Below are 23,546 nucleotides of genomic sequence, written 5' to 3' on the forward strand. Positions count from 1 at the left end.
ATGAACAGAACGCGATCTCTCCAGATCTCGAGCGGTGACGTGGATCGAGGCCAAACGACGCAGGATTTCGCCATCGGGATCGGAATCGTTCTGCTCGCGGTTGCGTTCGCGTTTGCGACGGTGCCAGCACTCGTCGGACCGGATGCCGTTTCGAGCGATGGCGACGCGTACGCACAAACTGATCGCGTCACAACGGTGATCGTCGACGACCTCGAGACCGGCGAAAATCCGAACGAACTCGACGGAGACCGACTCGAGAACGAGTACGAACCCGATGCGTTTCCGGAGCGGTTCGGGCTTCGAACGACCGATGGGGTTGCACTCGAGTCGGTAACGATCTCGCTGGAGACGCTCGATCGAGAAACCGAGCTCCTCAGGCGGGGAGACGGCAGCGTCGATGGGAACTCCGCAGTCACGGTCGAGCGCGTCGTCTCCGTCGATGGTGTCAGCGAGTGTGAAACAGCGTGTCGGCTCGCAGTGAGGGGAGGATACCGATGATCTCGAACCGTTCGAGGGACGACCGCGCGCAGGCGTACACGCTCGAGGGGGCCGTCGGAGCCACAATCGTTCTCGTTGCGGTCCTCGTCGCGTTTCAATCCGGGACGCTCGTGACGGCGCTCGAGGAGTCAGACGAACGCGATCGTCAAAATCAACTCCAACAGGAAGCCCAGGATGCGCTCGTCGTCGCAGCGACTGCAGACGGGAAAACGGGGGAGGATAAAACGGGTAACCTTTCGGCGTTCGTTCGCGCGTGGGATGGCACCCAGTTCTCGAGTGACGAATTCGAAAGCTACGTGCTCGGGGAGGTAGTGACCGAACAGTTCGGAGAGGCCCCACGGAACGCGGAATTTCGGATTTCCTTCGATTACGAGAACGAGAACGGTTCGATGAGTCACGAAACGGTGTACGAAACGTCCGACGAAGAGTCGGGTACGAACGCAGTCGCCGCGAGTAACGTAGTAACAGTATTTGGAGAGCAAGCGGCGACCGATGAATCTGATAGACAGTCATCGAATGGATCCGTACGTGAATCGGTCGGCGCCATCGTCGGTGTGGAGGTGCTCGTCTGGTGACCCGCTATCGAGACCGCGGGCAGTTACTCCTCGTCGGTTCCGTCGCAATCGCCGTTGTCCTCCTTGGAATGGTCGTCGTCTTCAACGGGATGGTATATACGGAGACAGCCTCCTCAAGCGCAGGAAGTCAGGACCGCGGCGCGATGCAGGCGACGGAACACGGGATAGTCGAGGGTGTGCGTCACATCGTCGAAACCGCCTGGAACGAAGACGAGTTCGAATTCGAAGCGGGCCTCGAGCGGGAGGTTACCGAGTACGTCGAACAGTATCGACGGGTCAACGCCGCCGGTGGGACGGCACTCGTCAGTGCGGAACTAGACGTAGTCGAAGACGAACGCGAACTCCGGCGATTCAGTGGAACTGAAATCGACGGGGACCTTCGGGTCGACGGCACGTTTTCGAACTTCGACATCGGGGTGGGGACGGATTCCGTTCCCGAGAAAATCGTGATTACGGTCGTTCCGCTCGAGGGAGATCCAACGGAACTCTCGCTCGCCCCGTCCGGCGACGGAGCGGTCTCGGTCGGAACGGCGGATGGGAATTCCTGTACGGTCGAAGCGAGCACCGTCGGACTCGATCTCCTCACGGGCGACGACGATTCCGAACCGCTCGGCTCGAACGACTGTGAATACGACGTCCTCGAGGCCGAAACGGCCTACGAATCCGTCACCGTCGATCCGACACACGATGCGGTGCTCGAATCGTACGACATCGTTACGGCCGGTTCGGAGACCCGAGTCCAAAACGCCGAGTCGACCGGCGTCGAGTTCGCCGAACTCACGCTTTACTACGACTCGAGTCGTCTCACGACTGAACGGACCCACACGATTTTCGGGGTCGGTGAGGGGCCGTGATCGCGTTTCGTCGCGACGGCCGGGCGGTTTCGATCGCGCTAACGTACGCGCTGACGCTCGGAATAACGACGATACTCGTCGGCGCTCTGCTACTCGGCGGTGGAACCTTCCTCGAGAACGAAACCGACCGCAGTGTGGCCGCATCACTCGAGACCACGGGCGAGCGCCTCGCAACCGAAATCACTCGCGCTGACAGACTCGGATCCACCGCCGGAACGACCGAATCGGTCACACTCTCACTGGAGTATCCTGATACCGTCGCCAATTCGCGGTACAGAGTCGGAATCGTCAACGACTGTGACGAAATCGATAGTGCACTGTCGGCGAGCGAACACTGTCTCGAGCTCGTCGCGCCCCGTCTCGGCGAGCCGGTGTACATCCCACTCGGAGTGCTTGATGCCAACGTCGATATGGAGGGCTCGGTTCGAGGTGGCGCGATTACGATCGTTCACGATGGTGACGAAGTCGGAGTCGAAAACCCATGAAACGAACTCGAAACGAGGAGGGGTGGCGAAGGGACGAACGCGCGAGTACCGAACTCGTTAGCTTCGTGCTCGTCTTCGGAACGATCGTTCTCGGAATTGCCGCGGTCTCCGTCGTCGGTTTTCAGATGGTACAACTCGAGCAGGACCACGGACAGTTACACCATGCTGACCGAGCTTTGGACGGTCTTTCGAATGATTTCGCCGATATCCTCCGAATCGACGGAGTGAGTCAGCGCGAGCACGAGTTAGCGGTTAGCGGCGGGACCATCGCTCCGGGCAAACCCGGACCGCAGATGGAGGTTGCTGTCGATCACACCGATGGAATCGATACCGAATCGTGGCATCTCGGTTCGTTTGGCTACGAAGATGGTTCCCGCGCGGTCGCGTACGAGGGTGGCGGCGTCTTTCGAACGGGAGAACCCGGAGAGCGGACGGTTCTTACGGAGCCGCGCGTCAGATGCACAGATGAGACTGCAATCATTTCGGTCATGACGATCGAGGAAGACGGCCGTTCCATCCAATCGGATGGGATCGTTTCGATCACTGCGACGGAAACGAAATCGTATCGAGAGACGTTTTCAGACATCAGTTCGTTCGAGGTCGGGATCGAGACTGATCGAACGGCCGATCGAGGTTGGGAGCGCGTCTTTGCTGACGGATGGACCGAAACCGGTGATCGCTGGACGTGTCTCGACTCGAATGGAACGGTTGTCGACAGCATTACCGTTCACGTCGTGACGATCGACATCGACTACGCACCTTCGGGATGAGTCCGTCGTCCGACTGCGTGAACGGCGAGATCCCCGTGTTCTCGACCGCTGGGGACTAGACGTTTCATACGGACGACTGTCAGTCAGTACCGGCCCACCCGGGGTTGCGGGTGGGTGCGGCGATAAACAGGGACAGCGGACCGTCTCAGTGGGGTCTCAAGCGGACCGAGGAACTCAAATCACGAGGAGTCCGGTTGATTCCGATAAATCCGGAGGTGCGAATCGGAAACCGAGAAGGCGGACTGTACCCTGGACGAAATCGTCTCCGACTTGCCGATAACGAGATAGCCGTCCGGTCGCAGCGATCGTTCGATGGTCTCGAGCATCGGGGTTTTGTACTCGCTGTCGATATAGATGAAGAGGTTTCGGCAAGTTGCGAGGTCGAACCCGGACTTGGGCTCGTCGTTTATCAGGTCGTGGCGTTCGAAGGTGACGGTTCGTTTGATCGGTTCGGTGACCGAGTAGGTCTGACCGTCTTGTTCGACGTAGTTCGAATAGTCGTCCAAAAACTCGAGTTGATCGGCCATATCGACCGTTCGGAGTTCCTCGTAGATCCCTTCTCGGGCGGTCTCGAGGGCGGGTTCGCTGATATCGGTTCCGAGGATGTCCACCGCCGATTCGTCGATTTCGGGATCGTCGTGAGCGAGCATCGCCAACGAATACGGTTCGCGGCCGTCAGCACACGCCGCACTCCAGACGCGTACGGAATCCCGACCATTCGACAACTCCCGAAGGACGGCACGGATGCCGGACCAGACGTCGGGATTTCGAAAGAAGCCGGTAACGTTGATGCTCATCGACTCGAGCAAGGCGACCTGTTCGTCGGGCGTCTTCCGGAGGTGATCCAGATACCCCTCGTACGTCTCGGAATCCGTTCGTCGCATTCGAGACGTAATCCGTCGATCCAGATAACTGTCGTTGTAGTGACTCGTCGCGAAGGAGAGTTCGGTTTCGACGTACTCGAGTAGCGCTTCGAACGGGTCCGTCGTCATAGCGTTCGGTCTCCGTGTTCGTCGCTTGCGGTTTCGATGACGAGTTCGCACGTCTCGAGGGAGAACTCGACGGTTCGTCCGTGGTTTCCGCCGACATCTTCGGCGACGAGCGAAACGCCGAGCGTCTCGAGTTCCGCTTTCGCCGTGGCGATATTCCGTTGGCCGACGCTGTCTCCGAGACTCTCGAAGTCGAACATATCGCTTCCACCGGCAATTTTGGCCTCGAGAATCGACTTGCGCCCTCCGGCCTCAATCGTTCGCCGTCGTAGCGCTCGCACTGCCGTGTCGGCGTATTTTCCCGGCTTATCACCGCTCGTCGTCGTCTCCGTACTGTCGGGTAACATTGCGTGTGCTAATCCACCGACCGCTCGGTCGCGGTCGTAGAGTGCGATCGCCAGACAGGATCCTAACCCGTAGGATTTGAAGCTATCGTCCCCGTCACCGACGATGGCATCCGAAATGCGTACCTGCCGCGGAACGGGTGCGTTCGGCTCAGGATTGGGCTGAGTCATCTGTGACCTCCGAGCAGTTGAAATCGTTCGTGACGTTCTCCGCTGCGATACGGTCACTTGTGCGTACCCGTTCAAGTACTCTTCCCTCGAAGCCGAAAAGGTAAACGGCGATTGGAGTTAGGTACCGCTAGCGTGGACCGTGCGGCGGATCGTCGTCCGACTCGTCCCCACCTTCGACGTCGAGACCCATTCGCTTTCGTCGTTCTTCTAACTCCTTGACCTGCCGGTAGTAGTAAGCGACACCGGCGCCACCGACGACCAAGACGACGCCGATCAATCCGAGAAACAGCGGAACGTCTCGCGTGTTGTAGTATCGCAACGAGATCGCGCTATCGGCGTTGTCCCACGTCAGTTGCTCCTGGTCGTCGACTACTTCCCGATCGTATCCACCCGGACTAACGCCGCCTAGCAGGAAGTTTGAGGTGCTGTGTCCCTCGGGAATGGTTACCTCGTAGCTTCCTTCCATATACATGCCTAACTGGAACGATTTGGAGTCCGAATCGCCGGAAAACGCGAGCGTTCCATTGCCGTCCGGTACCTTAATATCGGTACTCGCACTCTCCTGTTCGATATCGAGTTCCGAGCCCGTTAGCTCGGTTCCGTTCTCATGCCAGTACCGAACGGCGTGGACGTCCACAGCCCGGTCGCTATAGAGGGTTGATTCGGACAGCGAGAGTTCCTCGGTCCCGTTGAGGTCGTAAACGGCGCGATACTCGCCCCCACCGATCAGGCTCGCACCTTCGACGTCGATTGCGACATCTTTGTCACTCTCTCGCAAGTCCTCGTAGTCCTGTTCGCGGTCGAGTTCCTCGTCGGAGATGCCGCCGAAGAACATCGAACAGCCCGCAAGCGTCGCGAGCAGGCCAACGGCGACGATGCCGAGAACGAGACGTCGGTTCATGACAGATTAGGGGACGACACACCGGAGCTCTGCCGGTAGATACTCACCAATACTCGAGAGCAGGCCCGGCGGGTCGGTATCCTCCGGGCAGACCACGCTCTGCTCGAGCAGGCCGAGTCGTTCGACGGTGATGTAATCCTGGGCGTGACCGGCGCGGTTGAGCGTCGCCCGAACTTCGGCGCGGGTCGCGCTGTTGACGTTCAGCCGCCCGTCACCGCGGCTCCACTCGTAAAGCCGGTCGCGTTCGGCCTCTGCGAGACGCGAGGGCTCTGCATCTTCGTCACCGAACTCGCCGCCATAGACAAACCGTAGCGGCATGTGCTGGACGAGTCCGTACCGTTCGCGAATCTGGGTTGGAGAACCGGGACCGAGATCGAACTCTTCGGCCGGGATTCGAACCGGCTGGCCAGCGTCGAGGATGAACCCGTCTTCGTCCCACGAATCTAACGTTCCGACGTAGCTTTCGCCGGCTTCGAGATCGGGGACGATTTCACCGAACTCCTCGCGGAGGACGTTTCGCGCGACGACGGCGTCTTCACCCTCGATCGTTACCGAGGGGAAATCGTCGTGGCGCACGCCGACTTCGAACTCGACCTCGAGGTCGCCGATTTCGTTGTTGACTAGGGATCGGAGCGAATCCGTTGCTCGCTCGCGTGCATCACCGCTGACGTAGAGTTTCGTTGCGAGTATAACCATCAGGCGTCGATATTAAGTTCGTCTTCGAGGGCGGCGAGACGATCGTCCATTGCGTTTACGAGTCGGTCGTTGTCCATCGATTCGACTGGCGAGCCACATTCGGGACATTCGAAGCCGAAGTCCATCGCTTCGCCGAACTCGAAGCGGATCGAACAGATCTCGCAGAGATAGAATTCGTGGTTTCGTTCGTACTCCTGACGATCCTCGAGCGCGCCGTGGAGTCGGTGCATTTCCTCTTCTAGGTTCTCCGGGATGTTGTCGTACTGGAACGTCCAGAGGTAGGTCAGCCAGCCCGAATCCTCGTCTCGGAGGCGGCGGTAGGTCGCCAGATCGTTCTCGTACAGGATGAACAGTGCTCGACGGACGTCGTTGAGCTCGAGATCGAGATCTTCGGCGAGCTCCTCGTCGGTCACTTCCCCGTCCGGCGGTGCCGCCGCGACGGGCATCCCCGTTGGACCGACCAGCTCGTGTAAGTACTTCTGGATGACTGGATCCTCGAGCAGCTCCTCAAAAGCCATTAGCTACCCCTAATAGTATGCGACCATTAAGTCTTTTGAGCGAGGGCGCAGAGCCCGACAGCAGATGACTGGTGAAAGACGGCTGTGGTCGAAGGGGGACTTCCGAAATCACTCGTCGTCGACCGGTTCGACGCGCTTGCCGGTCGCCTGCGGGACGACCCGCCGATCGCCGTTTTCCCATTCCCGGTCGAACTCGCGGCCCTCGAAGAGCCTGTCGAGAAAGACGGCCAGTCCGGCGACTTCGGAATGTGGCTGATTGGTGACGCCGACGTTCCAATCAGCGGCTTCGTACACGTCGAAGGAGACCTTTTCGGAGCCGACGACGAGCAACAGCGGCGTTCCCTCTTGGCGGTGAGCGGTGCGAATGTCGTCTTCGACGGATTCGACGCGCTCGCCGTACATCGTCAGGTGGACGACCGAACCGTCCCAGTTCCGGATAATCGAGTTCGGAGCGTCAGTCAGTTCGACGTCGAACGGGCCGCCGAATCGATCCGTGATGTCCGCGACGGTCTCGAGTGACTGCCCGGCGTTATCGGGAAAAATCACGCGATCAGCACCGAGTGCGCGCGCCGTCAATCCGACGTGTGTCGTCATCCGTTCGTCGCGCCCGGGTCGGTGGCCGAGGCGGAGAACGGCGACTTCGGGCGATCCATCCATGGACGGCACTTGTGGCGTCGAATATATGTGGATTCGGATTGGGGCGCCCCTTCGCGGACGTACGGTTTCTCGAGCGGTGCCCGAACGCGTTTCAATCGGCGGTCGCGATCGACGCGCTCGTGATGAGCGCGTAGTAGGCGACGATTCCGGAGACCATACACAGGTAATAGGCCCACGTCGGCCCGTCGACGAACTGGAAGAGCACTTCGACGAGCGTCACCCAGACGACAGCGAACGCTAAATCGGTCAGGATACCCCAGCGCTCGTTTCGAGCCGTCTCGAGCCACTCTCGAACGCCGGTCACGATCGGCTCACCCTGGCTCTGAAATCCCCTTCGATAGTTTGTCTCATACGTGATGAATCCCGTTGTGTGTGGAAAAGCTTGCTTTCGGTGTCGCCACGATTCGTAATTCGACCCTTTCGATCCCCGCGACCGGCGAGTTATCGTCGAGACACGTGGGGTGGAGTCAGCCGCTTACGCGTCTTCGTCGCGGATGTCGACGACCATCGTCGGGATCGTCGTCGTTCGAAGCGTTCGCTCCGCGACACTTCCCAAGAGCGCGCGTCGAACCCCGCCGCGACCGGCGGAGCCCATCACGATCAGGTCCACGTCGTTGTCCTCGCCGTAATCGGCGATCTGTCGGTGGGGTTGACCGGCGACGATCGACTCGGTGACGTCGACGCCGCGTTCGGCCGCCTGCTCGGTGACCTCGCCGGTTGCGTCGCGCGCTCGCTCCTCGAGTTCGGGCATTTCGCCGAACTTTCCCTGTCGAATGCGATCGACCTGCTCGGCTCCGAGTCCGATGTCCATCGCGCTGGTATCGACGACGTACAGCGCGTGTACGTCTGCGTCGTATTTCGCCGCGAGATCGACTGCGTGGGAAACGGCGTTCTCTGCGACCGTGCTTCCGTCCGTCGGGACGAGTATCGTATCGTACATTGGTTTGATCTCGATTAATCGTCTGCTGGAGTGCCGCCGTCCGCGACGGCGTCTTCAGCTGATTCAACGTTTTGCATCGGCTCCGGACTGTGGCACTGACGAACGAGTCGTTTGACGTGCTGTGGCGGATTTTCGGTCACCAGCGACACGGCGATGATCGTCAGGAACGCCACCGGGACGCCGACGAGCGCGGACGATTCGGCGGGTATCACCGCCGCGACTTCCGGGACGATTGCCTCCTCAGCGCCGATAGCGTCGACGTACTGTGGAACGACGTCGTTCAGAATTGCGCCGAACGAGATCGCCAGACCGACGAGCATCCCGGCGATCGCGCCTTCTCGTGTGGTGTTTTCCCACCAGAGACCGAGGAAGAACACGGGGAAGAAGACACAGCCAGCGATCGCGAAGGCCATCGCGACGAGTTCCGCGATCAGTGCCGGTGGGTTGAGTGCGACGAGCGTGACGAGCACACCGAGTGCCACGATCGTCGCTCGGCCGACGATCAGCTGTTCGCGCTGACTCGCGTCCTCTTTGTAGAGGTTCGTGTAGATGTCGTGTGCTGCCGCCGAAGAACCGGAGATGAACAGTCCGGCTGTCGTCGCCAGCGCCGCAGCGACCGCACCGGCGGCGACGAGGCCGACGAGCCATTCCGGTAATCCAGCGAGTTGGGTCGTCAGGACGACGAGTGCGTCGGCTTCTTCACCGGTCATTTCAGTATAATCGCCGACGGTGTCTTCGTACAGAAGCGAGCCGAACGCACCGTATGCGGCCGTTCCCCAGTACAGCAGGCAGATGAAGAACAGGCCCCAGACCGTCGACCAGCGGGCGGTCCGCTCGTTATCGACGGTATAGAACCGAACGAGAACGTGCGGGAGCCCGCAGGTACCCACGATCAGGGTGAACGCGAGTGCGACCCAGTGGTAGTAGGTCGCTTCCGCGAACGGCTCGGTGAACTGCGCGTCGATGTCGGCCATCTCGGTCGTCTGCGCGCCGAACTCGATGTACGGAAGCACCGTTGACCAGCCTTCCGTGTAGCCGGTTGCGTAGAGGCCGATCAGGAACGCCAAGATGAGGATGACGTACTGAATGGCCATGTTCTTGGTCGTTCCGAGCATTCCCGAAAGCGCGACGTAGACGATGGTGACTCCCATCAGCAAAATTACGCCGACCTGGTAGTCGACGCCGAAGATGTACTGGGCCATCAGTCCCATCCCGCTTCCCTGGCCGATGGCGTAGACGAACGCGATCAACAGCGTGGTAAACGCCGCGATCGCGCGACCGGTCTCCGAGTAAAACCGGTCGCCGATGAAGTCGGGCGCGGTGTACTTTCCGAATCGACGGAACTGCGCCGCCATGAAGATGAGCAGGATGAAGTATCCCGTCGTCCAGCCGACGAGGTACGCCAATCCGAAGTATCCCGCTAACGCGATCGTCGACGCCACGCCGAGGTAGGACGCAGCACTCATCCAGTTCGCGCCGATCGCCATCCCGTTCTCGATGCTCCCGATAGAGCGACCGGCGACCCACAGCTCGTCGACCGCGGCAACGCGAAAGAGCCAGCCGACCGCGAGGAATAGGACCAGCATCGTGATGACCGTCAACGCCGGAACGAGTTTGAACTCACCCACGTCAAGTGCCGTCTCGAGGAAGATCGGCTCTATCATTCTTCACCTCCGTCGGCGGCCACCGCCGCGTCGGCATCGGCTTCGTTCCCGTGTTTGATCCCGTACCGATCGTCGAGACGATCCCGCTGCCAGGCATAGGCCGCCGACAGCAACAATGCACCGAGCGGAGCCATCACCGCGGTCAAGAAGTAATGAAGCTGGAAGCCCATCACCATCGTCTCGGTCATTATTTCCGGTGCGATCGCCGTTGCAGTTACCGGCCCGAAGACGAACAGGATCCAGGCGATAAACGAACCGATGATCACCTTCATGTGGTCGCGCATGAACGGAGTTGCCGGTTTGAATATGTTTATCTCCTTATCGAGGTAGTTTGCTGTCTGAACGCCGCCATCGGTTTCGAGATTCGTCTCTTCGTTCCCTTGTGAGCTATTATCTGTCATGTTTTGGTTTCGTGTTGTGTTCTCTTTGGTACGGTATCTCCAAAGAATCGAAGACGATTCTAGTCGTCTCGTCCGGCCGATGCGATTTCGTCGACAATCTCCGGATTACGAAGCGTCGACGTGTTCCCCAGTTCGTTTCCGCTCGCGATGTCTTCTAACAGTCGTCGCATGATTTTGCCCGAGCGCGTTTTCGGTAGTTCCGGCGTGAAGACGACCTCCTCCGGTTTCGCGATCGGGCCGATCGATTCGAGCACTCCTTCGACGACGCGTTCCTCGAGTTCGTCGCCCTCTTCGTATCCGTCTTCCGTGATCGCGTAGACGTAGACGGCTTCACCTTTGACCTCGTGGTCGCCGCCGACGACGGCGGCCTCGGCGATCCCTTCGACGCCGACGATCGCGCTTTCGATCTCCATCGTTCCCAGGCGGTGGCCCGAGACGTTGATCACGTCGTCGACACGGCCGAGAACGGTGATGTAGCCGTCGTCGTCGATCTTCGCGCCGTCTTCGGGGAAGTAGACCCACTCGTCCCCGTCGGGGTCCGAGTACTCTTCCCAGTACTCCTCGAGGAACCGCTTGTCGTTCTGATAGAGGGTCCGGAGCATGCCCGGCCACGGCTGGTTAACGGTGAGATAGCCCGCGTTTCCTGGCCCCACTTCGTCCCCTTCCGCGTCGACGATTCGCCCGTCGATTCCCGGAAGCGGCGGGCCGGCAGAACCGGGCTTCATCGTCCCGACACCCGGTAGCGTCGTGATCATCATGCCACCGGTTTCGGTCTGCCACCAGGTGTCGACGATCGGACACTCCTCGTTACCGATGTGTTTGTAGTACCACTTCCACGCGCGCGGATTGATCGGTTCGCCGACCGTCCCGAGCAATCGGAGCGAGGAGAGGTCGTGCTTCTCGGGATAGTCGGTACCCCACTTCATGAACGCCCGAATCGCCGTCGGAGCGGTGTAGAAGATGTCGACGTCGTTCTTTTCGACGAGTTCCCACATCCGATCCTTCTCCGGGTAGTCGGGGGTACCTTCGTACATCACCGAGGTCGTCCCGAGCGCGAGCGGGCCGTAGACGATGTAGGAGTGGCCCGTAATCCAACCGATGTCCGCCGCACACCAGTAGGTGTCCTCGGGTTCGATGTCCAGTACCGCGTGGCTCGTCCAGGCGGCGTAGGAGAGATAGCCGCCCGTGGTGTGTTTGACGCCTTTCGGCTGGCCCGTCGTTCCCGAGGTGTACATCAGGAACAGCATGTCTTCCGCGTCTCGAGAAACCGGCTCGACGGACTCTCCAGCGTGGGCTTCGACCAGTTCGTCGTAATCGTGTTGGTTGTCTGCGAGCGAGTGCTCGAGTTCGTCGCCGAGTCGATCGACCACGACGACGTCGGAGACCTCGTGGTCGACTCCCTCGAGCCCCTCGTTGGCCTTCTCGATGTGATCGAGCGCGTCCCCGCGGCGGTAGTAGCCGTCGCAGGTGACGAGGTACTCGCTGTCCGCGGAATTCATCCGCGTGGCCAGCGCGTCGGCCGAGAACCCGGCGAAGACGACCGAGTGCGGCGCGCCGATTCGGGCGCATGCCAACATCGCGATCGGCAGCTCCGGAATCATCGGCATGTACAGCGTGACGATGTCGTCCGCTTCGACGCCGAGATCACGGAGCGTCGAAGCGAACTCGTCTACTTCCTCGAGTAGTTCTTCGTACGTGTACGTGCGCGTTTCGCCGAGTTCGCCCTCCCACTCGATGGCGACGCTCTCAGCGCGTCCGTCCTCGACGTGACGGTCCAGACAGTTTTCGGAGGCGTTCAGTTCGCCGTTCGTGAACCACTCGTAGAAGGGGGCGTCGTCGTCCTCGAGAACCGTGTCGTACTCCTCGTTCCAGTCCAGAAGGTCGGCGGCTCGTTCCCAACACTCCGGCCAGTTCTCCTCGAATTCCTCGTAGATCCCCTCGTCTGCCACGTTCGCCTGTTCGACGAACGATTCCGGTGGCTCGAAGGATTCCTGTTCTTCGAGTCGCACCTCGAGATCGGCGTTCTCGTCTGTCATGGTACACCCAATCAATGATGTACCAGGGTACTAAACGGAGTATCTAGCTGTGTAAACTCGTCTCGCTAGAATATCATTATATTTCATTAATTTCTAACGCCTCACGGAACAATAATGGTGCGGATAGCCGTCGCGTTCAGCATCCGGGCGAAGCGAGAGCAAAAAACCGTCAGATAGCGTCGGGGAGCCCTTAGCGTCTGTTCGAGGAGAGTGCCACGAGTCTAGATACTTAGCACGGCAGCCGTCGACGTTCACTGAAAACGAATTCACGATCGGCGAACGCCGTTTCTCCGATCGCTATTCCCGTGGCGCGTCGAAAAACGTCCTGAGTAGTTCGTGTTGTCCCTTTCGCAGGTGGTTGTGCAAGGTCGGCGAGGAAACGCCCATTGCGTCGGCGACCTCCTCGGCGGTGCTTTCCCGAGGCCAGTCGTAGTACCCGCCGAAGTACGCGGCTCTAAGCGCAGATTCCTGTCGGTCCGTGAGTCGGTCCTCGAGTCCTTCGCGGAACTCGTGGGCGGTCTGGACGGTTCGTTCGGCTTCGCGCTTCCCGACGAGTTCCGACTCCGGAAACGCGGACCCCAATCCGTCGACGATCGTCCGCACGTCGGCCGCTCCCGCACACTCGGCGGCGATGGTTGCCGTTCCGTTGTCGACGACGGTCTCGAGAACGGTCACGCCGTACTCGGTGAGCGTCAGGGTGGGCGAGGATCCCTCGACGATGAACTCGACGCGCCAGCCGTCTTCGTAGGTCTCGATCAGACGACAGTCGTCGATACCGGGATCGGATTCGGCGAGTTCGAAAACTGACTTCGGGGATCCGTCCTGAAGTGTCACGTAGTACAGTTGCGTCGACTCCGAAACCGGAACGAACGAATCGATCTCGAATCGACAGCCGAGCTGGGACGACGCATCGACGAAAAATGATTGCTCGTCGCGACAGACGAACTCGAGTTCGACGACCGTATCTGACAACAGGAGGTCGCGACGGCGGACGGCGGCAATCGCGTATCCGACCTGCCGACCGATCGTCTCGAACCAGGCGAGTTCGTCCGCCTCGAACCCCTTTTCGCGTCCGGTCACGACCGAAAGCGTTCCGTAGACGGTATCGCCGTAGGACAGGGAGACACGTACGAGCGTCCCCTCGAAGTATTCCTCCTCGAGCGTTCCGGCGACGTCGGTTACCACAGCCTGCCTCGAATCGGCGGACTCCTCGTTCGAATAATCGGCCGAAGTAGCACTATCTGCGTCGGATTCCCCACTGTCGCTAGACTGCCAATCACCATCGGCGATCTCAGTACCCTCGGCGGACGGTGCGTCGGCTTCGTCGGAACGGACGGTATCGTCATCGGCCGATTCCGACGCAGTACGAAAGCGCTCGGCGTGAATCCGGTCGGTACCGCTTTCCCACTCGTCCGGAAGCAACCGGCTAGCCGCTTCGGGGTCGATACCGCTCGAGGTCCGCCACTCCCGTTGTCCAGCCGTTCTCGTGGTTCGGTCGATCCAGGCGAATTCGTACGCCGGTCCGTCGACGAGCGCCTGACAGCAAACGGATTCGACCTCGTCGTGTGCGGACGCCTCGAGAAGCCGGTTCGTGACTGCCCGAAATCGGTTCGTGACTTCGTTTACCCGCTCGACCCGGTCGCTTCTTGCCCGTTCGGACTCGAGTCGGTCGTGGTAGCTCGAGATGTCGTGGACGAAGAGCGCAAAGCCGTTTCGAGTACCCGTTTCGTCGCGCAGGGCAACGACGAGTTCGGTCGCACGGAACCGGCTCCCGTCCCGGTGGACGAACCAACTGTCGTCCTCGTGGGGAGAATCCGTCGTCGCCTCGGCGAGCTTGCGATCGAGCGCATCGGCGTCGCCTTCACCATCCGCGTAAAACGCCGAGACGTGCGTGCCGACGATCTCGTTGGCGTGAAAGCCAAACGTCGAAACGGCGCTTCGGTTCCACCGCTCGACGTAGCCATCGGCGTCGAGTCGGACCAGAGCACACCGATCGGTGGCGGCGAGCAACGATCTGACGATGCCGTCGTCGCCGACGCCTGTCGAGTTCCGATCGGATCTGCCCTCGTTTTCGGCCGGCTCGAACGCAGCCACGAGTTCTTCGTCCGTCGGCTCGGAAAGGTACGGTTCGAGGGCTTCGAAGCTCTGCCAGCCGCCGGCGGCCTTAACCACCCGCGGGTTGACATCGTCGCGAACCAGCGCCGACCGGGCAAAATAGTGACGCAGATCGCTCGAGGAAACGGACGAGAGAGACGAATCGTTCGCGCGTTCGCTCGCGCGGTCTGCAACGTCGGAGACGAGCATCTGGAGCCGCCTCGGCGTGACCGAAAAGATCCGTTCGGAGTCGGCGAGGTCGTTGCTCCGGACGTACCGCTCGAGATCGCGTTGGACATCGGTCGGGAGGTAGGCAGACCTCGCGGGACCGATTTCGGTCTCACCGCGATTCGCCTTTTCGCCGCTCGTCGCTTCGGGGACCCGAATCACGTACCGGGACGGATCGGTATCGACTCGATCGATATCGTCACTCGAGAGTCGGGCGAGTTCCGCAGGTCGGAGGCCTGCCTCTCCGCAGAGCCTGACGACGAGGGCTTCACGATACGTTTTGGCGGCCTCGAGAAGGCTCTCGTACTCGCTTCGCGCGAGCGTCGTTGATTCGGTCCCCGAGAGAGCCATATTTCGCGTTTTCTACGAGATCGAACATAGTTCTATTGGTATCTGTGGCCCCAGGACGGGTTTCGAGGAATAGCAGAACAGATGTTAGGATTATAGTTTCGCAAAACCAAACAGTGCGAAACACTCCTAGAGTCACGTCCCCTCCGTTACTCTCGAGAGGCGGACTGAATTTCGCCGACGATCTCGGGGTTTCGAAGCGCACTGGTGTCGCCCAGTTCCTCGCCGTTTGCCACGTCCTCGAGGAGCCGGCGGAGGATTTTTCCCGAGCGGGTCTTGGGTAGTTCGGGCGTAAAGACGATCTCTTCGGGGAGTGCGAGCGATCCGATCGCGGCTTCGATACTGGATTCGATTCGGGTACGAACGTCCGCTTCGTCGTCGACGTGGCGCTCCGTGCTCACGTACGCGTAGATCTCCGTGTCGTTCGAATCCGCCGTGCGCCCGACGACCGCTGCTTCGGCGACGCCTTCCGTATCCGCGATCGCCCCCTCGATTTCCATCGTACTCAGCCGGTGGCCCGAGAGGTTGATGACGTCGTCGACGCGACCGAGGACCGTGATATACCCGTCCTCGTCGACTCGAGCAGCGTCGCCGCTGAAGTACACCCACTCGTCGTCATCGGGTTCGGAAAACCGCCGCCAGTACTCGTCGACGAACTGCTCTGGCCCGTCGTACAGCGTTCTAACCATTCCCGGCCACGGCTGAGAGAGTGTCAGATAGCCCGCCTCACCGGGGTCGACGGGGTCGCCGCTCGCATCGACGACGCGCGCATCGATCCCCGGCAGCGCGGGTCCCGCCGCTCCGGGCTTCATCTCGGAAATTCCCGGCAGCGTCGAGACGGCGATCCCGCCCGTTTCGGTCTGCCACCAGGTGTCGACGATCGAACATTCCCCGTTTCCGACGTGTTCGTGATACCACTCCCACGGCCGGGGGCTAATTGGCTCGCCCACGCTCCCGAGCAGGCGCAACGAGGAGAGGTCGTGACGATTCGGATACTCCTCGCCCCACTTCATGAACGCGCGGATCGCCGTCGGCGCCGTGTAGAAGACGTCGACCGCGTTTCTGTCGACGATCTCCCAGAGCCGGTCGCGGTCGGGGTAATCGGGTGATCCCTCGTACATCACCGTCGTCGTCCCGAGCGCGAGCGGGCCGTAGACGATGTAGGAGTGACCCGTAATCCAGCCGATGTCCGCCGCACACCAGTAGGTGTCCTCGGGTTTGATGTCTAACACCGCGTGGCTCGTCCAGGCGACGTTCGTGAGGTAGCCGCCCGTGGTGTGGACGACGCCTTTCGGTTCGCCCGTCGTTCCCGAGGTGTACATCACGAACAGCATATCTTCGGCATCGCGGGAGACTGGCTCGACCGTTTCGCCGTAAAAGTCCTCGAGCAGATCGTGATAGTCGCGTTCGTTTTCGCCCAGTACGTGCGGGAGGTCGTCCCCGAGTCGATCGACGACGACCGTCTCGACGTCCTGATCGAGGCCGATAACTGCGTTGTCGGCCTTGCTCTTCTGGTTGAACGCGTCGCCCCGGCGATAGTAGCCGTCGCAGGTGATCAAAAACTCCGAACTCGCCGCGTCCATCCGGGTCGACAGCGCGTCGGCCGACAGTCCGGCGAAGACGACCGAGTGCGGCGCGCCGATTCGAGCACATGCCAACATCGCGATCGGCAACTCCGGGATCATCGGGAGATAGATCGTGACAACGTCGTCCTCCTCGACGCCGAGCGAGCGCAACGCGGCGGCACACTCGTTGACCTCGACGTAGAGATCCCGATAGGTGTAGGTCCGCGTCTCGCCGTGTTTTCCTTCCCAGCGAATCGCGACGTGGTTCTTGCGTCCCGACTCGACGTGTCGATCGAGACAGTTGTACGAGGCGTTGAGCCGGCCGCCGTCGAACCACCGATAGAACGGTGGGTCCCCGTCCTCGAGAACCGTGTCGTACGTCTCGTCCCACTCAAGCAATTCCGCGGCTCGCTCCCAGCATGCCGGCCAGTTCGCTTCGAACTCCCCGTACACGTCTGGGTCCGAGACGTTTGCCTGTGAAACGAAGGATTCCGGAGGGCTACGTGGTGTTCCGGTGGGTGCAGCGACGTTCCGGTCCCACCCGTTCGGATCGGCCATGTCTTATCTCAATCGACGGAAGTGAGACGAATAAACGTTCTGTCGATCTCTCCCTGTCTTGCCGGTTTCGGTCACTCGGATCGAATATCAAACGAGTGACAGTCTCAACAACAAAGAGAAAATGTGCCGCCAAATCGACGACGGTCGCCAACACCCTCGAGTCGACCCGTTGGCGGGTACAGGAGATACTGTTTAGTGTCCTCCAGTGTGATTTATTCCCATGGCAAACGCCGTTCTCGTCGCGCTTGACAGCTCCGATCCCGCTCGAGCAGCGCTCGAACACGCCTGTCGGAATCATCCGGACGCGACGATAACCGCCTTGCACGTGGTCGATCCCGCGGACCAGAGCAGTTACACCTCGATGACAGGCGCACCGACGGTCGAAACGCAGGCCACGAAACGACAGCAAGAAGAGCGCGTCGAGTCGCTGTTCGACGACGCCCAACGTCTCGCCGACGAGTACGGGGTCGTCCTCTCGACCGAATCGAGGACCGGCGACCCCGCAAACACGGTTGCGACCGTCGCGGAGGAGGGTAATTTCGACCTCATCGTCGTCGGCAGCCACGGCCGCGAGGGGATGAGTCGAATTCTGCTCGGGAGCGTCGCGGAGCGAATCGTCCGTCGCGCCCCCGTTCCAGTAACGATCGTCAGGTGAACGGATTTCGTCAGTTCGCGTGGCGAACGACGTACACGTCGTAGCGCTGATCGTTCGCGACGGGACTGCCGACGCTCGAGAGCGGTGCGATCACCGACCCTGCGTTCTCCGACCCGATGAAGACGACCGACGCTTCGATTTCTCCGGCGACCAGGCGGATCTCACGAACCACGTCCGTCGTCGCCGTTGCGGTCGGTTCGTCCGAATCCACTCGTTCCGTTCGGAACGTCGCTCCAGGTGCGACCGCGTTCGCCCGGTCGCAAATTCCGTTCGCGATAGCCTCGGGGTCGAACGGCTCTCCTCTGGTTATCCAACCCCGTTCTCGAGCGTAGTCTTCGTCGTCCGGAATCACCGTCAGGACGACGAGTTCCTCGTCCAGTAGCTCGCTGAACTCCGTCGCCTTCTCGAGCGCGCTGGTCGCCAGTTCCGATCCGTCGTACGGAACGAGTAGTGACATACAGCAGTAACTCACGACGGTGACAGTAAACCTTCGCCCTCGAACACCCCAGCTTCGACGGTTGGACCGCCCCCACCACTCTCGCTCCGCTTTTCCCGTTCGCTTCGAGGGCAACCGGGGGCCGCTAATTGGGTTCGATCTACCATCTGTATCCGGCGCTAATTGGGTTCGGTCCGAGTCCCGTCATCGTCGACCACGAGGACGGGCCGCTCCGAAAGCCGGACGACAGCATCCACCGTGCTCCCGAGCAGCGCCCGTCGGAACGACGAGCGCCCGTGGGATCCGACGACGATCAGTCCGATCTCGCGTTCGTCGGCGTACGCGAGGATTTCCTCGTGAGGCGGCCCGGTTCGAACCGACGTGGTAACCGAAACCCCCGCATCGGCGGCCGCCTGCTCGAGCGTCTCGAGCGAATCGCGGGCGTGCTCTCGAAGCCGCTGTTCGACCTCGTTGGGATCGACGAGCCCGCTGTCGTAGGCTGTCCGTGTTTCGACGACCGCGACGCCGTGGAGCGGGATATCGAGCGCTCGAGCGAGCGAAACCGCGTCCGTCACGGCGGCCGACGCGTCGTCGCTTCCGTCGGTGGCAACGAGAATCGAGTCGTACATGCCCGGAGAGATGGCCCGCGTGTTAAAAGAACCACGCGTCGATCACCAGTTCCGGGACGGAAGTTCGATGATGGCTGGTACGCGACGGGGCTACCCAAACGAACGACACCGCGACTGCGAGTCCGTCGATCGAACCGTTTTTGCAACGTCGGCGGATAGAGGTGTCCGATGGACGTACTGATCGTCGGCGCGGGATCGATGGGGACCTGGTTCGGCAGTGCCGTCGACGCCAGGGTCGCGTACACCGATGTCGACCCCGACGCCGCGGCGAAGGCCGCCGAGGCGACGGACGGTCGCGTCGCTGACCTCGAGGCCGAGGGAGGCTACGACGCAGTCTGTCTCGCCGTGCCGATGGATCACGTCGCCGACGCGATCGCGGAACACGCCCCCCGATCGGAGCGGGCGATACTCGACGTCTCGGGCGTGATGGAAGACCCCCTCGAGGCGATGAACGCCCACGCGGCCGATCTCGAACGCGTCAGTCTCCACCCGCTGTTCGCACCCGAGCGGGCACCGGGGACGGTCGCGGTCGTTCGCGAAGAACAGGGGCCGGTTACGGCGGCGGTACTTGAGGATCTGGTCGCCGCCGGAAACGACCTCCTCGAGACGACGGTGGACGAACACGACGAGGCGATGGAAACGATTCAGGCCTCGACCCACGCGGCGATCCTCTCGTTCGCCCTGGCCGCGCAGTCGGTCCCAGAGGGATTCGAAACGCCCGTTTACGACGGACTCCGAGACCTCGCCAAAACGGTGACGGACGGCACGCCACACGTGTACGGAGAGATTCAACGGACCTTCGGCGGCGCTGAGGCCGTGGCCGACGCCGCGGCGACCATCGCCGAGGCGGAAGGCGAGGAGTTCGAACGGTTGTACGAGAGCGCGGCCGAGCGGTGGCACGAGGGCGACCGAGCAAACGCGACCAGCACTGGCCCGACCGATTCGGGTCACAACGACGACAACCGAGGTGACCTCGAGTGAACGTAACCGAACGAGTCGAAGCCGTCCGATCGAACGCCAAGTATCTCCGGAACGTCAGACCGATCGATCCGGAGGAGATCTGCGAGTACATCGACGGCGCGCCACATCCCGCCGTCGTTCGACAGGACCTCCGCGAGCAGGCGGCCGACCTCGAGTTGCTCGAGCGAGACGACGGCACCTTCGTGCCGGTCGAAGACGATCCGATCCCACCTCGTCGTGAACCGGTTACTCGATTCCCCGAACCGTACGAACAACGCGTCGAGGACCACCTTGCGGATCGCTACGGGCCGAACTGGGCCGACGGTGCCTCTGGCGACCTGCTCCGGTCGACGATCCGCCGGTTCAAAGCCCAGTACCTCGAGGGTGCTCCCGTCGAGTACGACGAAGACGTCGCGGCTGGCTACGCGATTTACCACCTTCCCGGGTACTACGCCGCGACGCAGTATACGCTCGAGGAGCTGGCCGATCGCGGGTTACTCGGTCGGAATCTCCGCGTGCTCGACATCGGTGCCGGAGTCGGCGGCCCCGCGCTCGGACTCGCGGATTACCTTCCCGAGGACGCGTTGCTCGAGTACCACGCCGTCGAACCGAGCGACGCGGCCGCCGTTCTCGACGAACTGCTCGAAGAGACCGGTCGAAACGTTCACACGACGGTTCACCGAACGACGATCGAACGCTTCGATCCGGCGGCCGCGAGTAGCGACACGTTCGATCCGACTCGACCGGACGACGGCTTCGACCTCGTTCTCGCGGCGAACGTGCTGAGCGAACTCGAGGATCCGGAGACGGTTCTCCGATCCGCGCTGGAATTGATCGCACCTGACGGCGCGTTAGCGGCGATCGCACCGGCTGACAAACAGACCAGCATTCAGCTTCGCGAACTCGAGCGGACGGTCGAAGACAACTCGGTCGGTGCCGGGAACACGCTCGAGTGGTCGTCCGAGGAGGGTTCAGGTGCCGGAATGGATTCCGCTTCGGACTCCGATCCAGACTCCGACTCGGACACCATCACCGTCTACAGTCCGAGCGCCAGACTCTGGGAAGGCAAGCGACCGACCGATCGCGGGTGGTCGTTCGACGTCCGCCCGGATCTCGAGGTGCCGTCGTTTCAGCGACGCCTCGAGGACGCCGCCGACGAAACCGACGAGGCGTACTCGCCGGGCGAGTTCGTCAACGTCGACGTACAGTTTTCGTACTCGATCTTCCGGCGGGACGGCAAGCGGCGAATCGATCTCTCGCTCGACTCGAGTTCGTGGGCGAAGATGGCCGAAACGGATCGCCACGTTCCGAACCGAATCGATCTCGTCGCAGCGAAGCTGAGCCACTCGCTGAGTGACGACGACGACGGACCGAGCTCGAGCAACCCGCTGTTCAAGATCAGCGACGGGAGCGAACGCGTCGACCACTACGCCGTCTTGACCAGAGAGACCGCGATGAATCGCGCATTGTGCGAGGCCGAGTACGGCGAACTCTGCTCGTTCGACGGCGCGCTCGCGCTCTGGAACGACGACGAAGGCGCGTACAATCTCGTCGTGGACGAAGAGACCATCGTCGACCGACTCGTCTGAATCTCCCACCTCGGTTGCCATCTCGATATTGACCTATTTGTTTCGTCCAACTCGTCGGCGGGTCTCGAGGGCCCAAACGGTGGGCTTTTCGGTATCCCCTTCGAGCGAATCGATATGAGCGATTCCCTCGAGATCCTGGTAACGAACGACGACGGGATCGATAGCCCGGGCATTCGAGCGCTTTACAGCGCGCTGTCGGGGATAGCCAACGTCACCGTCGTCGCACCCGCATCTGACCAGAGCGCGGTCGGTCGATCCATCTCCCACGAAGTCGACGTGACCGAACACGAACTCGGCTACGCGGTCGAGGGAACCCCCTCCGACTGCGTGGTTGCCGGGCTCGCAGAGCTCGGCCCGAAACCGGATCTCGTCGTCTCGGGCTGTAATCGAGGAGCAAACCTCGGCGAATACGTCCTCGGACGGTCGGGAACCATCAGTGCTGCCGTCGAAGCGGCGTTCTTCGATGTCCCCGCGATCGCAACTTCGTTGTACGTCCCGACCACCCCGGATCGTCCGTTCGACGAAATCGAGGTCGAAGCTCGATCGTTCGGGGAGGCCACGCGAATCACGACATATCTCGCTGAAAACGCACTCGGGGCGGGAGTCTTCGAGCACGCCGCCTATCTCAACGTGAACGTCCCGCTTCCGGACGGACGGCCAGCGGACATCGAGATCACTCGCCCGTCGAAACGCTACGAAATGGACGCTTCCTTCAACGGAGATTCGATCCGACTTCACGACCGCGTCTGGGAGGATATGACTCCCGAGACAATATCCGATCCGGCTGGAACCGATCGAAATGCCGTCGTCAACGGGCGTATCAGCATCTCTCCGCTGACAGCGCCACACACGACGAACCACCACGAAACGCTCGAGGGGCTCGTCGAAGGCTACCGTAGCCATATTTCATAATTTCCTGATATTTTACGAGTCGCTGACAGTGGGACCAGACCCAGTAAGATTTGTAGCAGGGTCGCAAACGATTAGCCATGGCAACGGTCGAAATCGAATACTGCGTCCCGTGTGGACACCTCTCTCGCGCGATGGATATCCAGCGCACGCTCTTGACGACCTTCGGCGAGCGACTCGAGGCGGTCACGCTGAAGACGGGTGCCGACGGGATCTTCGTCGTTCGCTGTAACGGCGAAGTCGTCTCCGACAAAACGGAAGACGGCTTCGACGTAGATGAGGTTGTGCGAGACGTTCGCACACAGTTGTGACGACTGACCTGTCGGTAACGACGACCACGTAGTCACCTTGCACGTCGCAAGGCCGGCGGCTTTCGCCGTCGTGACCGTCACCGTAGGTGAGACCATTCATTGGTAAGAGAACACACATATGATACCCGAAAAACACAAAACCAAGGTAGAAGTACGTCCAACAGACGATTATCTCCGTGGAGGGTAATACGCATGGGATTTAACACACTCTGGACTCGACTGTCGTCTCTCTGGAGCGAATCCGACACGCGGACGACAGAGGATTCGTCAGCGGAAGGGGAGCGAACGCCGTCCGAGAACGCCGACGAAACGTTGAGCTACGCCGAGCAAGTCGAGTACGGAGTCGACGAACAGGAACTCCCCGACGAAGACAAAGTTCTCAGAATGCTCGTCAAACGCGGTGGGCGCGTCGACGAAAACACCGTTCTCGAGGAAACCGGGTGGACACAGGAACACCTGATGGAGGTCATCGACGGAATGGAAAACGAGGACGAGGTCAGCGCGCTGAGCGTCGGACGCAAACGCGTCATCTGCCGTCGCGGATTCGAACCCAAAGGGTACCGATCTCACTTGAACGAATAACTGGGGCCGAATTGGGCTGTATACCACGGTGCATACGAAAGGGCATTGACACGCAGACACTGAATCGCCGTCTCGATCATCTAACCGAGCATTTGAGTTGGCTGCTGACGAGCCGTATCGTATTTACACAAATATCGCGGAGAGCTATCGATTCACCCGGAAACAGCGATTCTGCAATACGAA

Annotated in this window: 26 protein-coding genes; 11 read left to right on the top strand and 15 right to left on the bottom strand. The window is 61.0% G+C overall.

From position 1 onward, the window contains the following. Genes ACZ5C7_RS13500 through ACZ5C7_RS13520 form a run of 5 tightly spaced genes read left to right on the top strand, consistent with a single transcriptional unit; the run spans position 1 to position 3,182 of the window. A complete protein-coding gene (locus ACZ5C7_RS13500; RefSeq protein ID WP_464376817.1) occupies positions 1–498 on the top strand; it encodes a DUF7287 family protein in 498 nt (165 codons plus the stop codon). After that, positions 495–1,073 (top strand): DUF7288 family protein, encoded by a 579-nt coding sequence (locus tag ACZ5C7_RS13505; protein WP_464376818.1) that lies wholly within the window; start codon positions 495–497, stop codon positions 1,071–1,073. The genes ACZ5C7_RS13500 and ACZ5C7_RS13505 overlap by 4 nt, the downstream gene beginning before the upstream one ends. Further along, positions 1,070–1,927, top strand: a complete 858-nt coding sequence (locus tag ACZ5C7_RS13510) for a DUF7261 family protein (protein WP_464376819.1) — start codon at positions 1,070–1,072, stop codon at positions 1,925–1,927. The genes ACZ5C7_RS13505 and ACZ5C7_RS13510 overlap by 4 nt, the downstream gene beginning before the upstream one ends. After that, positions 1,924–2,412, top strand: a complete 489-nt coding sequence (locus ACZ5C7_RS13515) for a DUF7266 family protein (protein WP_464376820.1) — start codon at positions 1,924–1,926, stop codon at positions 2,410–2,412. Before ACZ5C7_RS13510 ends, ACZ5C7_RS13515 begins: the two co-directional genes overlap by 4 nt. After that, positions 2,409–3,182, top strand: a complete 774-nt coding sequence (locus ACZ5C7_RS13520; protein WP_464376821.1) for a DUF7289 family protein — start codon at positions 2,409–2,411, stop codon at positions 3,180–3,182. Before ACZ5C7_RS13515 ends, ACZ5C7_RS13520 begins: the two co-directional genes overlap by 4 nt. Before the next feature lie 179 nt (positions 3,183–3,361). Here the strand turns inward: ACZ5C7_RS13520 and ACZ5C7_RS13525 are convergent, their stop codons facing one another. The 13 genes from ACZ5C7_RS13525 to acs (ACZ5C7_RS13585) all read right to left on the bottom strand — a co-directional run bounded on the left by ACZ5C7_RS13525 (position 3,362) and on the right by acs (ACZ5C7_RS13585) (position 17,292). Beyond that, the gene (locus ACZ5C7_RS13525; RefSeq protein WP_464376822.1) at positions 3,362–4,174 is read right to left on the bottom strand and encodes a CheR family methyltransferase; all 813 of its coding nucleotides are present in this window, start codon (positions 4,172–4,174) and stop codon (positions 3,362–3,364) included. Then, positions 4,171–4,686 (bottom strand): chemotaxis protein CheD, encoded by a 516-nt coding sequence (locus tag ACZ5C7_RS13530; RefSeq protein WP_464376823.1) that lies wholly within the window; start codon positions 4,684–4,686, stop codon positions 4,171–4,173. The genes ACZ5C7_RS13525 and ACZ5C7_RS13530 overlap by 4 nt, the downstream gene beginning before the upstream one ends. Positions 4,687–4,813: 127 nt before the next feature. Next, on the bottom strand, positions 4,814–5,587 hold the full coding sequence (locus tag ACZ5C7_RS13535) for a DUF5803 family protein (protein ID WP_464376824.1): 774 nt from the start codon (positions 5,585–5,587) through the stop codon (positions 4,814–4,816). Positions 5,588–5,593: 6 nt separating this feature from the next. After that, a complete protein-coding gene (locus tag ACZ5C7_RS13540; RefSeq protein ID WP_464376825.1) occupies positions 5,594–6,283 on the bottom strand; it encodes a DUF2110 family protein in 690 nt (229 codons plus the stop codon). After that, the gene (locus ACZ5C7_RS13545) at positions 6,283–6,801 is read right to left on the bottom strand and encodes a transcription factor (RefSeq protein WP_464376826.1); all 519 of its coding nucleotides are present in this window, start codon (positions 6,799–6,801) and stop codon (positions 6,283–6,285) included. The genes ACZ5C7_RS13540 and ACZ5C7_RS13545 overlap by 1 nt, the downstream gene beginning before the upstream one ends. A 108-nt stretch (positions 6,802–6,909) precedes the next feature. Next, on the bottom strand, positions 6,910–7,458 hold the full coding sequence (locus ACZ5C7_RS13550) for a tRNA (cytidine(56)-2'-O)-methyltransferase (protein WP_464376827.1): 549 nt from the start codon (positions 7,456–7,458) through the stop codon (positions 6,910–6,912). 91 nt (positions 7,459–7,549) lie between these two features. Beyond that, the gene (locus ACZ5C7_RS13555) at positions 7,550–7,762 is read right to left on the bottom strand and encodes a hypothetical protein (protein ID WP_464376828.1); all 213 of its coding nucleotides are present in this window, start codon (positions 7,760–7,762) and stop codon (positions 7,550–7,552) included. 171 nt (positions 7,763–7,933) lie between these two features. Continuing rightward, positions 7,934–8,398 (bottom strand): universal stress protein, encoded by a 465-nt coding sequence (locus ACZ5C7_RS13560; RefSeq protein WP_464376829.1) that lies wholly within the window; start codon positions 8,396–8,398, stop codon positions 7,934–7,936. Between the two features lie 14 nt (positions 8,399–8,412). Beyond that, positions 8,413–10,062 carry a VC_2705 family sodium/solute symporter gene (locus ACZ5C7_RS13565; RefSeq protein WP_464376830.1) on the bottom strand — a complete coding sequence of 550 codons (1,650 nt, stop codon included), beginning with the start codon at positions 10,060–10,062 and terminating at the stop codon, positions 8,413–8,415. Further along, on the bottom strand, positions 10,059–10,463 hold the full coding sequence (locus ACZ5C7_RS13570; RefSeq protein ID WP_464376831.1) for a DUF4212 domain-containing protein: 405 nt from the start codon (positions 10,461–10,463) through the stop codon (positions 10,059–10,061). The genes ACZ5C7_RS13565 and ACZ5C7_RS13570 overlap by 4 nt, the downstream gene beginning before the upstream one ends. 59 nt (positions 10,464–10,522) lie before the next feature. Continuing rightward, a complete protein-coding gene (acs, locus tag ACZ5C7_RS13575; protein WP_464376832.1) occupies positions 10,523–12,499 on the bottom strand; it encodes an acetate--CoA ligase in 1,977 nt (658 codons plus the stop codon). 297 nt (positions 12,500–12,796) lie between these two features. Further along, entirely contained in the window at positions 12,797–15,172 is a 2,376-nt protein-coding gene (locus ACZ5C7_RS13580; RefSeq protein ID WP_464376833.1) for a bacterio-opsin activator domain-containing protein, read from the bottom strand. 146 nt (positions 15,173–15,318) lie between these two features. Then, the gene (gene acs / locus ACZ5C7_RS13585; RefSeq protein ID WP_464376834.1) at positions 15,319–17,292 is read right to left on the bottom strand and encodes an acetate--CoA ligase; all 1,974 of its coding nucleotides are present in this window, start codon (positions 17,290–17,292) and stop codon (positions 15,319–15,321) included. Between the two features lie 220 nt (positions 17,293–17,512). Between acs (ACZ5C7_RS13585) and ACZ5C7_RS13590 the strand changes: the two genes are divergently transcribed. Beyond that, on the top strand, positions 17,513–17,947 hold the full coding sequence (locus ACZ5C7_RS13590) for a universal stress protein (protein WP_464376835.1): 435 nt from the start codon (positions 17,513–17,515) through the stop codon (positions 17,945–17,947). Positions 17,948–17,957: 10 nt separating this feature from the next. Here the strand turns inward: ACZ5C7_RS13590 and ACZ5C7_RS13595 are convergent, their stop codons facing one another. Both ACZ5C7_RS13595 and ACZ5C7_RS13600 read right to left on the bottom strand, forming a co-directional pair. After that, a complete protein-coding gene (locus ACZ5C7_RS13595) occupies positions 17,958–18,404 on the bottom strand; it encodes a universal stress protein (RefSeq protein WP_464376836.1) in 447 nt (148 codons plus the stop codon). Positions 18,405–18,562: 158 nt separating this feature from the next. Next, positions 18,563–19,012 (bottom strand): universal stress protein, encoded by a 450-nt coding sequence (locus ACZ5C7_RS13600; protein ID WP_464376837.1) that lies wholly within the window; start codon positions 19,010–19,012, stop codon positions 18,563–18,565. A 168-nt stretch (positions 19,013–19,180) separates the two neighbouring features. On the opposite strand from ACZ5C7_RS13600, the gene ACZ5C7_RS13605 reads away from it, so the two are divergent. From ACZ5C7_RS13605 to ACZ5C7_RS13625, 5 genes are all read left to right on the top strand, one after another. After that, complete coding sequence (locus ACZ5C7_RS13605) at positions 19,181–19,993, top strand: prephenate dehydrogenase/arogenate dehydrogenase family protein (RefSeq protein ID WP_464376838.1); 813 nt, start codon at positions 19,181–19,183, stop codon at positions 19,991–19,993. Next, positions 19,990–21,561, top strand: coding sequence for a small ribosomal subunit Rsm22 family protein (locus tag ACZ5C7_RS13610; RefSeq protein WP_464376839.1), 1,572 nt, complete (start codon positions 19,990–19,992; stop codon positions 21,559–21,561). The genes ACZ5C7_RS13605 and ACZ5C7_RS13610 overlap by 4 nt, the downstream gene beginning before the upstream one ends. A 114-nt stretch (positions 21,562–21,675) precedes the next feature. Continuing rightward, positions 21,676–22,473 carry a 5'/3'-nucleotidase SurE gene (gene surE, locus ACZ5C7_RS13615; protein ID WP_464376840.1) on the top strand — a complete coding sequence of 266 codons (798 nt, stop codon included), beginning with the start codon at positions 21,676–21,678 and terminating at the stop codon, positions 22,471–22,473. 77 nt (positions 22,474–22,550) lie between these two features. Further along, positions 22,551–22,781 (top strand): SelT/SelW/SelH family protein, encoded by a 231-nt coding sequence (locus ACZ5C7_RS13620; RefSeq protein ID WP_464376841.1) that lies wholly within the window; start codon positions 22,551–22,553, stop codon positions 22,779–22,781. A 192-nt stretch (positions 22,782–22,973) separates the two neighbouring features. Then, on the top strand, positions 22,974–23,363 hold the full coding sequence (locus tag ACZ5C7_RS13625; RefSeq protein WP_464376842.1) for a helix-turn-helix transcriptional regulator: 390 nt from the start codon (positions 22,974–22,976) through the stop codon (positions 23,361–23,363). Positions 23,364–23,546 lie beyond the last annotated feature (183 nt).

It is taken from the genome of Halostagnicola alkaliphila (genome assembly GCF_055379965.1).